This is a genomic window from Flavobacterium sp. (genome assembly GCF_044339515.1).
Lineage (GTDB): Bacteria > Bacteroidota > Bacteroidia > Flavobacteriales > Flavobacteriaceae > Flavobacterium.
Genome location: NZ_JBIIVK010000005.1, coordinates 81,291 through 92,154, shown reverse-complemented (window position 1 = coordinate 92,154; position 10,864 = coordinate 81,291). Strand labels below are relative to the sequence as shown.

Here is a 10,864-nt window from a genome sequence, read left to right as displayed (position 1 = left end):
TTTACAATTATACCTAAATGAGTTCGTTTACAAGCTTAATAGACGGTATTTTGAAGAAAAATTATTCGACAGGCTAGTGATAGCAAGCATTACAGGGTTATGACTAATAACGGACAATCAATAAAATTATTTCACTTGATTAAGAAATTCAATCAATTTTAATTCTTTCTTAATTTGTTTGATTAAAAAATAGCCAAAAACAAAGAAAAATCCATAACCACTTACCAAACAATAGATATAAAATCCGTAACTGAAATTAGCTTTAAAAGTCGGCAAAAGCATTGTAAAACCAATAAAATAGCTGATGTAAATAATTGGTGTTAGAATCAGATGAATCTTTTTTCGGCTTTCATAAAATGTTTTTACTTTTTGAGTATAGTCTATCAATGATAAATCCGGTTTTATGCTTTTTAATTTTGCAGCACTATTGATTTCCAAAATAATTCTAACAATCAACATGACAATCATTATACTCAAACCAATGGTGAGTGAATTAAATTGATGTGAATTCGTCCAAAAAAAGTAAAACAATAAAATCATAACGGTCACAGAAATAATTCCAATGGTCCAATGATGATTGCGTTTTAAGGTTTTGGTATGTTCGTTTGCTTTAGCAATTAATGCGGAAGCAGTTGTGTTGAGTTTGGAATCCGATTGTGAATTCCAAATTTCTTGTATGCTATTAAATTCTGTCATTTTTGTACACATTGGGTTAAACTTTTTTTAATGCGATGAATTCGTACTCGAAGCGTTTCTTCGGTCAGACCAACCACCTGAGCAATTTCGTTGTATTCCATTCCTTCTAAAACCATAAGGATAATCATTTTTCCCATTTCATCCAATTTTTGAATACAAGCATACATTTTGCTTAATTTTTCTTCCATTTCAGGAGAATAATTTTCGGTTGCAAGATTTGGAAATTGTTCAGAACGAATTTCTTTTTTAGTTGATTTCTTTCGTAAATAAATCAAACAAGTATTTACGGTAATTCTGAAAATCCATGTACTAATACTGGATTCATTTCTAAACGTATCTAAATTCTCCCAAACTTTAATGAAAACTTCTTGGGATGCATCGGCAGCCAAATCAGAATCGCCGTTGAAATAGCCTTTGCACAATCGCAAAACCTTGGGATAATGTGTGTTGAATAATTCGTTAAATTGGGCTTGCTTTTCCAAATTAATTCAAATTAACTATTAAGTTATTACGAAACCATTCCGGTTGGTCATACATCACAAAATGAGCGGCGTTTTCGGCATAAAAAATCTTTACTGAGGGTAATTTTTCAAATTGTGTTTGGTACGTTTTTTCAACCGTTGCTTTATCCGGAAAAGTGGCAGCTAAAATGACTACCGGAACTTTTATTTTAGCTATTTCTTCTCTTAAATCTAAATTCAACATATCAATATAACCATTCACATACGTTTTTCGATCAGCTTTGTTCATCATTTCAAGAATTACTTTTTGCTTTTCTTGATTTTTACACATAAACTGAACTTGTTGTGCATTCATTCCTTTAAAAGCAGCATCATCCATTTGCAACATCATTATACTTTGCGGATTTTCATAAGGAATTTTCTCGCCATTATAATTCGGAATCATCAAAGCGGCAGAGCAGGGAAGAGCATCAACGGCAATTACTTTTTTAAATAAATTGGGTTCCGAAGATGCCAACCAATAACTCAATGTTCCACCCAAACTATGTCCAATTAAAGTAGGTTTATTGATTTTGTTTGACTTAGTGTAAGCAATAATTTCTTCTTTGATTGTAGAAAACCAAGCTGTTTCAATTGGTGCCACATCGCCAAAACCGGCAAAAGTAAAAATGTGGCATTCGTGGGTTTTAGAAAGTTCTTCAACAGTTTCATTCCATAATTCGCCGGTGCAACCAAATCCCGGGAAAAAGTAAACAGGCTCTCCTTTTCCTTTAATAAGTACGTCAAATGATTTTTGAGCATAAATTGAAGTTACGAATGAACTTATAAGTGATAAAATAAAAAATGTAACAGTTTTCATGGTTCGTGATTTTTAAAATTTTCCTTTTGATTCATCACGATGAAAATTGTTACATCTTTTTTTAATTTTTTTTATGAATGTCCGTTTTTCTTACGCATTTTCATATTAATAAACTCTACCGCTAATGAAAAAGCAATAGCAAAATAAAGGTAACCTTTAGGAACTGCTCCTACGTGTTGTCCGACTAATTCAGCATTAGATAAGTGCATACTTTCGGTAATCAACATAAATCCGATTAAGATTAAGAAAGCCAAACCAAGTATTTGAATAGATGGATTTGCATTTACAAAATTTCCAACCGGAACAGCAAAAAGCATCATTACACCAACAGAAATAACCACAGCAGTAACCATGATAAATAAAGCTCCTTCAATTCCATTAGTCATACCAACAGCAGTTAAAATACTATCTACAGAGAAAATTAAGTCAATAAGAAGAATTTGGAAAATCACATTTCCAAACGATTTGGCAGCAGATTTTTTTAAGTCTTTTTCTTCATCGCCTTTGTGGTCTACTTTTTCATGAATTTCCTTGGTACTTTTATAAATTAGAAATAAACCACCAAAAAAGAGAACCATTGCTTGACCGGTGAAACTTCCGCTAAACCAACCCCAATCAATGGTGAACCAAGGAGCTTTCATAGCTATCAATATAGTAATACCAAAAAGCAAAGCAATACGCATAAACATTGCTAAAAATAGTCCAACGCGAGTAGCTTTTTTCCGTTTTTCTTCGGGTAATTTTCCGGTTACAATGGAAATGAAAATAATATTATCAATTCCAAGAATAATTTCAAGAAATGTTAAGGTTAAAAGGGCAACCCAGGCATCGGGATTTGCAAATACTTCCATAAAAATAATTTGTTAGATGAATTTTATACGTAATCAATTCACTTTTGTTACAATTCCTTTTTGTTTGTTGGAATCGCCCACAAAAGAATATTCAAATGTATAACTTTTTTCGTCTGTTGTTAATATTTTCATGTGTATGGCTTTTTTTTCTTTCATGCCTTTCGGATGAAGCTTTTCAAGTACAAATTCGCAATCATTAATCCATCGAACAGAGGAAGAATCTCTTTTTCCGCGGAAAGTTTCTATTTGTAACGTATCATTTCGTTCAAAAACGGATATTTCTTTTTTGCCTTTAATTTCCTGTTCAAATTGAAATTTTCCGGTTTTGAAAATTGTGCAATTGCGTTCTTGTTGGTAACAGGAAATGAATAATAAACTCAGAAGAGGGAGAAACTTTTTCATTGTAATTTTTTTAATTCATCATCAGTAAAATTCTTTATGCTTTTTTCTTGAGAAAATTTATCTGAATTATAGCTAATTGATTTGTTTTTTGGAATGGATAAACTTTGCCATTCAGACTTCTTTATCATTTTGGCATAAAAAACAATTTGACCAATGTGGTAGGGATAATGAGCCAATTGACGGTTGATGGCTTCTAAAATGGTATGACCTTCGTTTCGAATATAGATGATTTCGTTTAGTTGTTTTGGTTGTAAACTATTTAACGCATCAAATAAACATTGCCAACCTTTTTCCCAATGTGCTAATAATTCAGTTTTTGTTTTGAGAATTTCTTCAAATTCTGCATCCCGATTTCGCCATTCTTTTTCGCCGTCGGTGGTTAGAAAGTCCGTCCATCGAGAAAGCATATTTCCCACTAAATGGTTTACAATTATCGCAATGGAGTTTGTATCGTCATTCAGTGAAATGAAGAGCTGTTCAGATTCCAATTGATCAATCGCCTTTTCTCCCAACGTTTTATAGTAGAGAAATTGTTTTTTGACACTTTCAAGGTAGTTAGTTATCGTTTCCATCAAATAAACTTTTCATGATAATTTTAATGCCTTTGAACATAAGCGAAACAGAAGTGATACAAATAAAAATCCCAATTCCTAAAACCAAATAATGCCAATTCGTATGCTTATTCATAAAGGCATTATGAATGAGAATTGGTCCTAGAAACATTAACGGAATTGCTCCAATGCTATATTTTAATCCTTTGAAAAGGAGTTCTTTGTTGTCCATTTTTTTAAGTTGCTAAGGTTTTGAGTGACTGAGTTTCTATGGTTGATAATTGTTTACAGCGAGAGAAAACCCTCCACTGCTTTCCGCACACTACCAAATTTGTTCAACAAAACTCCTGCTTCTTCATAACTCACAGGGATTTCGCTCATAATCATTCGAATGCCACGATCAACTAATTTATTGTTACTCAATTGCATATCCACCATTTTGTTGCCTTTCACTTTTCCCAATTGAATCATCGTAGCGGTTGAAATCATGTTTAAAACCAATTTTTGAGCCGTTCCCGCTTTCATTCGTGAACTTCCGGTGACAAATTCCGGTCCAACCACAACTTCAATAGGATATTGCGATACTTGTGAAAGAGGACTCCCTTCGTTGCAAGTAATGCAACCCGTTGGAATGTTATTTTGATTGCATTTTTCCAAACCACCAATTACATAAGGCGTGGTTCCGGAAGCCGCAATGCCAATCACAAAATCATTTTGATTGATGTTGAATTCCGTTAAATCTTTCCAAGCTTGTTCCGTATCATCTTCGGCAAATTCTACCGCTTTTCGGATGGCTTTGTCGCCCCCGGCAATAATTCCCACGACCAAATTAAAAGAAACTCCAAACGTTGGTGGACATTCCGAAGCATCTACAACACCTAATCTACCGGAAGTTCCGGCTCCAATGTAAAAAAGTCTTCCGCCATTTTTTAATTGACTAACTACTTTTTCAATTGTTTTTTCAATTTTTGGCAATGCTTTTTCAACTGCTAAAGGAACCGTTTTGTCTTCATTATTGATGTTTTGTAGTAATTCTGAAACCGACATCTTTTCCAGATGTTCGTAGTGAGAGGTTTGCTCGGTTATTTTAGTAAAAGACATACTTTTAATTTTCAATCAAAGATAAAGTAAATATAGTTTCTCGCAAAGTCGCAAAGACGCAAAAAAAGTTGCTGAGAATCTGAGTTTTTTTGATGATAATGATAAAATATAACGTCATCCCAAATCAGAAAACTGACAACCGACAACACAAAACCTTAATGCGAATGCCCCATTTCCAATACATACGCCAATAAAAATCCCAAAACAATCATCGTGATTTTCGCTAGATTGAATTTATGCCCTTCATTACTTTCAAAAATAATAGTAGACGAAATATGGAATAAAATTCCAACTACAATGGCTGAAATTTCTTTGGAATAATGTTGAGCAAAATGCAATTGTTCCGCCAATAAAGTTCCGATTGGTGTCATCAATGCAAACGAAAACATAAAGGCAAAAACCATCCATTTATTCATCTTTGCATTCACAAAAAACAGCGTTAAAATAATCGCAATAGGGAAGTGATGCACCGCAATTCCATAAGCTAAATTGGTATTTTCATGAATCGGAAATCCTTCCAATAAAGCATGAATACATAAACTAATGAATAAAAGCCATGGAATTTGATGCACTTCATTGTTTTCGTCGGTATGAACATGAACGTGACCGTGTTCGGCTCCTTTTGAGAAAAATTCTAAAATAATTTGGAACAAAATTCCAATCATAATAAAAACGCCAACCGGAATGCTCGAATGCACATGTTCGCCTTCATGCACATGATGGGAATCTTCAAATAACTCAGGTAACAAATGCAAAACTGTTAGAGAAAGCAAAAAAGCTCCACTAAAAGCAAGTAATAATTTGATATTTTTTTTCTTCTGTGGTTTTAAAAATAAGGCGATTAAAAACCCCAAAACAACAGCCGAAAAAGTGATGATATACTGCATTATTTAAAGATCAAAATTAAACGTTCAGATTGTGTTTTATAAAATTTTCGGAGTTTATAATCCCCAAAAACATCCAATAAATAAATTCCGGCTTCTTCCATCATTTTTTCAAAATCCGATAATCGCAGAGCTTGCACCTTTTCAGTAAAATGAAATGCTTGTCCTTTATCCGAAAACGAAATTTCTTTATAAATATGATTGTCTTTTTCATAACGTTTGATGTGAAAATCAATTCCATCAACCGTTTTTGTCTCTTCCGGAATTAAATTTTCTAAAACAAAGTCCACATTCATAAAATCAATCACGGCAAATCCGTATTCTGTTAAGCTGTCGCGAATAGCTTTTAACGTGATTAAATTATCTGCATCATCCTCAAAATAGCCAAAACTAGTAAATAAATTGAAAACGGCATCAAACTTTTCTTCAAACGAAATTCGCATATCGTGAACCACAAAATGCAGTTTTTCATTAGCAGATTTAGAAGCTTCTTTAATACTATTCTCTGATAAATCGGCTCCGGTTACATCATAACCCAATTGATTTAAATAAATCGAATGACGTCCTTTTCCACAGGCTAAATCCAATATTTTGGCTTCTTCCGGTAAATTCAAATAATGGGTTAAATTATCCATAAATACCTGAGCTTCTTCATAATCTCTGTCTTTGTAAAGAATATGATAATACGGAGTGTCAAACCAAGAGGCGTACCAGTTTTCGGTGACGAGTTGCGAGATGCGGGTTGAAGGAATTTTAGATTCTGACATTAATTGGATAGATGCTTTAAGAACGTGCAAATTTAGTGTATTTTTGCCAAGTTTTACAGATTTAAACAGACATGGAGAAGAATTTTAAGATGGTAGCCAAAACCTTTTTTGGTTTTGAAGAGATTTTAGCCAAAGAAGTGCAGCAATTAGGCGGACAAGATGTGCAATCCGGGACACGAGTTGTCACTTTTTCCGGCGACAAAGGTTTTATGTATAAAGCGAATTTATCATTGCGAACGGCTCTTAAAATTTTAAAACCAATTAAATGGTTTAAAGTGTTTAATGACAAGAGTTTATATGACAGTATTTCAAGTATTGACTGGAGTCAATTCATGAACGAAAAGCAGACTTTTGTGGTGGATGTAACGTTGTATTCCGAAGCTTTCAACAACTCTCAATTTGTAGCTTTAAAAACTAAAGATGCGATTGTGGATCAATTTCGTGAAAAAACCGGTGTTCGTCCGAGTATTGATAAAGATTTTCCGGATTTGCGAATTCACATTCACTTAGATCGTGAGCAATGTACGGTTTCATTGGATACTTCCGGCGAATCTTTGCATCAACGTGGTTATCGTTCGGCTACCAATATTGCTCCAATCAACGAAGTTTTAGCAGCCGGAATGTTGATTCTTTCCGGTTGGGATGGCACTTCTCATTTTCTCGATCCCATGTGTGGAAGCGGAACCATTTTAGCAGAAGCCGCTATGATTGCATGTAATATTCCCGCGAATATCAACCGAAAAGAATTTGCTTTTGAAAAATGGAATGATTGGGACAATGATTTATTCGACCAAATTATTGATAGTTTGATGAAGAAAACACGTGAATTTCATTATACAATAAAAGGATTTGATAAGGCTCCAAGTGCCGTTCGAAAAGCCCAAGACAACATTCAAAATGCTAATTTGGATGATTATGTTACGATTGAACAGAAAGACTTTTTTGAAACAGAAAAACAAACCGAAGGTCCGCTTCATATGGTTTTCAATCCGCCGTATGGTGAACGCTTGGATATTGATATGGAACGTTTTTATAGAGAAATCGGTGATACTTTCAAACAAAGTTATCCCAACACACAAGCTTGGTTTATCACGGCCAATTTGGAAGCGTTGAAATTTGTGGGATTAAAACCTTCCCGAAAAATCAAATTATTCAACGGAAAATTAGAAGCAAAATTGTTGAAATATGATATTTACGAAGGAAGTAAACGAGCGAAGTTTCAGAATAGGGAAGAAGAGTAATTGATGGCGAAGACAATTTATAAATTAAGAAGCAAACCACATTTATTATTTACTTTTAATGATAGTGATTTTCATTTGATTGATGAAGATAATCCTTCAAATAATAGTGAATTCAAATTTAATTCAATTATTTCGGTTGATTTAGTTAAAGGTAAAACCAATTGGATTGTATCATAAACAAATCCATAAGAATATAAAATCAAGAATGTTTTAAGGTTAAATAATTATTTTGCAATTAAATAGAAAATTTATAAGTCTGAATTTAAGTATTGCTGTATATGATTTTTTTATTTAAGTTTGTAACAAACATCAAAATAAATTTGTTATGAAAAAAGCTATTTTAGGAGTAGTATTATTAATTGTTTTTGCCGGGTATTCAAAAGCAATAACAACGAATAACCTAGCAAAAGTAACAAAAATAAATATCCCAATTTCTGCTACTTCCATTAGAAATAATACTCTCAATACTCTTTGTCATTCTTCAAACCCAAAGTATTTCCGAGTTTTAAATGGATTTACAATCGAATCATCTTCGGTAATAAACTTCATCGGTCAAACCATTAAAATGAAATTTCCAGATTATCTTAATCAAAAGTTTTTTTCACGTTCTAAGATTATCGAAGCAAATTGTGCAAATTCTCAATATGATTATTCTTTTTTTTTGAAGTCAAATAATTTGAGTATCGATCAAGATGTTTTAGGTCCAGATTTAACAATTGCAAATAACACTGCCGTCTGTGAAGGTAATTCTACGACTATTTCAACAGGATTTACCTCTACAAATTATATTTTCTTATGGAAAAAAAATGGTGTTGTAATTCCAAACGAAACAACTTCTTCCTTGCTTGTAACACAACCCGGAATTTATGAAGTAGTATATACCGATATCTCAACAAATATTGTAGGTGCAGATTCTATAATTATAGAATATAATACTCCACCACTAGTAGAAACATTTGACAATATAAACGCTTGCGAATCATATTTTTTAACTCCATTAACGGTTGGTAGTTATTATTCAGGTAGTAATGGATCAGGTTTTCAAATCCCTGAAGGTACACTAATTACTAGTAGTCAACTCATTTATATTTTTGCAAGCAATGGAAATTGCAGCAACGAATCTTCATTTATGGTAACGATAGATGTAACACCTATAGTTGTTGAGCCACAAAATTTGATAGTAAGTGAGGAAAACTCAGACGGTATTGTAACTTTCGACTTAACAAGTCAAATACCAGCCATTTTGAATGGTCTACCTCTTGATGATTTTCAAGTTAGTTTTTTCGAAAATCAAAGCGATGCAAATAATAATGTAAATGAAATTATTAATACAACTGAATACACAAATTCTTCTAATTTTCAGGTTATATATTTTAGAGTAACTAATATGAATTCAGATTGTTTCGTGCTATCGAATTTTGTATTAGAAGTAGTCAATGTTCCAGTAATCTTAAACTTTCAAGATTTTATCATTTATGAAAATGATAGTGATGGTATAGCAATTTTTGATTTGACAACCCAAATACCATTTATAATCAATGATGATTCAAATCTAGATGACTATATCGTTACATTTTTTACGAGCTATGAAGATGCCATTATAAATTTAAATCAAATTACAAATCCAACTATTTTCTTGAATACTTCTAATCCTCAAACAATATATGTAAGTATTACTTATCTTGGCGGACGATCTACTTCATCTTCAATATATGGCTCTATTATTTTATCTGTCCAAGATTCACTTTCAGTTTTGAATTTTGACTTGGATAAAATAAATATTACTCCGAATCCTGTAATCGATAATACGACTATTTTTGCCAAAGAAAATTTTAATTCTATTTTTATTTTCAATACTTTAGGTCAATTGGTTTATGAAAAGAAAGTAAATACTAATGAGGAAAAAATAGATTTGTCAAAACTGACATCGGGTAATTATATTGTTAAAATAGATGCTGAAAGCGGCATTAAAGTTTTAAAGATAATTAAATTATAAAAAAATATTTTTACAATACTACGTAAGTTTCCATAGTATTAGTGAGATCTTCTTAGTAAAAGCCATACGTTAAGAAGTAAAACAAAATCGATTTTATCTACATTTAGTTTAGTAATTGATTTTATTTTCGATTCAACTAGTTTTAATAATTATAAAGAGAAAGATAAATTGATTATTCAATTGACAAGTTCAAAGATTGAAATTTTGCTTTTTAAAGTAAATAAAAAAGAAATTGAATCTTTAGTAGAAAGTTTAAAAAATAAATCAGCATAAAAAAACTCCCTTTTTCAAGAGAGTTTTTTTTTATTCTTGCATCGTGTGATACACATTCATCACATCATCATCTTCCTCAATTTTTTCTAATAGTTTTTCAACATCTGCCATTTGTTCTGCAGTTACTTCTTTAGTAATTTGCGGAATTCTTTCAAATCCGGATGATAAAATCTCGATGTGTCTGTTTTCCAATTCTTTTTGAATGGCTCCGAAGCTTTCAAATGGAGCATACATTAAAATGCCATCTTCATCGGCAAAAATTTCTTCTACACCAAAATCAATCATTTCTAATTCTAAATCATCTACATTTTGACCTTCGGCAGGAATTCTGAAGTTACACGTATGATCAAACATAAATTCAACAGAACCTTGTGTTCCCATTGTTCCGTTGCATTTGTTAAAATAACTTCGGATGTTGGCCACTGTTCTATTATTGTTGTCTGTAGCTGTTTCAATTAAAATTGCGATTCCGTGCGGAGCATATCCTTCAAACAAAACTTCTTTAAAATTAGCGGTGTCTTTGTCTGAAGCTTTTTTAATTGCTCTTTCAACATTGTCTTTCGGCATGTTTGCCGCTTTGGCATTCTGAATAACCGCACGCAAACGTGAGTTGGTTTCCGCATTCGGACCACCTTCTTTTACAGCCATTACAATATCTTTTCCTATTCTGGTAAACGTTTTTGCCATTGCTGACCAACGTTTCATTTTTCGTGCTTTTCTAAATTCAAATGCTCTTCCCATTTCTATTTATTTCAATATTCTGTTTTTGTTGTTCAAAATTG

General features: G+C 32.4%; 14 protein-coding genes and 1 pseudogene. 4 read left to right on the top strand and 11 right to left on the bottom strand.

What is annotated here, in order from left to right; genetic code table 11:
• Window positions 1–103 (top strand): annotated as a pseudogene (locus tag ACIQ0M_RS02460) (IS1595 family transposase); the annotation flags it as partial.
• Between the two features lie 23 nt (window positions 104–126).
• On the opposite strand, the gene ACIQ0M_RS02455 reads toward ACIQ0M_RS02460, so the two are convergent.
• The 10 genes from ACIQ0M_RS02455 to ACIQ0M_RS02410 form a co-directional block, all read right to left on the bottom strand.
• Window positions 127–696, bottom strand: a complete 570-nt coding sequence (locus tag ACIQ0M_RS02455; protein WP_396149363.1) for a hypothetical protein — start codon at window positions 694–696, stop codon at window positions 127–129.
• Window positions 693–1,178, bottom strand: a complete 486-nt coding sequence (locus ACIQ0M_RS02450; protein ID WP_396149361.1) for an RNA polymerase sigma factor — start codon at window positions 1,176–1,178, stop codon at window positions 693–695. The genes ACIQ0M_RS02455 and ACIQ0M_RS02450 overlap by 4 nt, the downstream gene beginning before the upstream one ends.
• 1 nt (window position 1,179) lies before the next feature.
• The gene (locus tag ACIQ0M_RS02445; protein ID WP_396149359.1) at window positions 1,180–2,016 is read right to left on the bottom strand and encodes an alpha/beta fold hydrolase; all 837 of its coding nucleotides are present in this window, start codon (window positions 2,014–2,016) and stop codon (window positions 1,180–1,182) included.
• A 71-nt stretch (window positions 2,017–2,087) separates the two neighbouring features.
• On the bottom strand, window positions 2,088–2,867 hold the full coding sequence (locus tag ACIQ0M_RS02440) for a TerC family protein (RefSeq protein WP_396149357.1): 780 nt from the start codon (window positions 2,865–2,867) through the stop codon (window positions 2,088–2,090).
• Window positions 2,868–2,900: 33 nt separating this feature from the next.
• On the bottom strand, window positions 2,901–3,269 hold the full coding sequence (locus tag ACIQ0M_RS02435) for a DNA topoisomerase IV (protein WP_396149355.1): 369 nt from the start codon (window positions 3,267–3,269) through the stop codon (window positions 2,901–2,903).
• Window positions 3,266–3,841, bottom strand: coding sequence for a DUF1572 domain-containing protein (locus ACIQ0M_RS02430; protein ID WP_396149353.1), 576 nt, complete (start codon window positions 3,839–3,841; stop codon window positions 3,266–3,268). Before ACIQ0M_RS02430 ends, ACIQ0M_RS02435 begins: the two co-directional genes overlap by 4 nt.
• Window positions 3,825–4,052: a DUF6095 family protein gene (locus ACIQ0M_RS02425; RefSeq protein ID WP_396149351.1), complete on the bottom strand. Its 228-nt coding sequence runs from the start codon at window positions 4,050–4,052 to the stop codon at window positions 3,825–3,827. Before ACIQ0M_RS02425 ends, ACIQ0M_RS02430 begins: the two co-directional genes overlap by 17 nt.
• Before the next feature lie 53 nt (window positions 4,053–4,105).
• Window positions 4,106–4,921, bottom strand: coding sequence for an N-acetylmuramic acid 6-phosphate etherase (gene murQ / locus ACIQ0M_RS02420; RefSeq protein ID WP_396149349.1), 816 nt, complete (start codon window positions 4,919–4,921; stop codon window positions 4,106–4,108).
• Between the two features lie 155 nt (window positions 4,922–5,076).
• The gene (locus ACIQ0M_RS02415; protein WP_396149347.1) at window positions 5,077–5,808 is read right to left on the bottom strand and encodes a ZIP family metal transporter; all 732 of its coding nucleotides are present in this window, start codon (window positions 5,806–5,808) and stop codon (window positions 5,077–5,079) included.
• Window positions 5,808–6,572, bottom strand: a complete 765-nt coding sequence (locus ACIQ0M_RS02410) for a class I SAM-dependent methyltransferase (protein WP_396149345.1) — start codon at window positions 6,570–6,572, stop codon at window positions 5,808–5,810. The genes ACIQ0M_RS02415 and ACIQ0M_RS02410 overlap by 1 nt, the downstream gene beginning before the upstream one ends.
• 71 nt (window positions 6,573–6,643) lie before the next feature.
• Here ACIQ0M_RS02410 and ACIQ0M_RS02405 point away from each other — a divergent pair, with 71 nt between their 5' ends.
• The 3 genes from ACIQ0M_RS02405 (at window position 6,644) to ACIQ0M_RS02395 (ending at window position 9,809) form a co-directional block, all read left to right on the top strand.
• Window positions 6,644–7,813: a class I SAM-dependent RNA methyltransferase gene (locus tag ACIQ0M_RS02405; RefSeq protein WP_396149343.1), complete on the top strand. Its 1,170-nt coding sequence runs from the start codon at window positions 6,644–6,646 to the stop codon at window positions 7,811–7,813.
• Window positions 7,814–7,816: 3 nt separating this feature from the next.
• Entirely contained in the window at window positions 7,817–7,990 is a 174-nt protein-coding gene (locus ACIQ0M_RS02400; protein WP_396149342.1) for a hypothetical protein, read from the top strand.
• A 148-nt stretch (window positions 7,991–8,138) separates the two neighbouring features.
• The gene (locus ACIQ0M_RS02395) at window positions 8,139–9,809 is read left to right on the top strand and encodes a T9SS type A sorting domain-containing protein (RefSeq protein ID WP_396149340.1); all 1,671 of its coding nucleotides are present in this window, start codon (window positions 8,139–8,141) and stop codon (window positions 9,807–9,809) included.
• A gap of 303 nt (window positions 9,810–10,112) precedes the next feature.
• Here the strand turns inward: ACIQ0M_RS02395 and ACIQ0M_RS02390 are convergent, their stop codons facing one another.
• Window positions 10,113–10,823, bottom strand: a complete 711-nt coding sequence (locus ACIQ0M_RS02390; protein WP_396149338.1) for a YebC/PmpR family DNA-binding transcriptional regulator — start codon at window positions 10,821–10,823, stop codon at window positions 10,113–10,115.
• Between the last annotated feature and the right edge of the window lie 41 nt (window positions 10,824–10,864).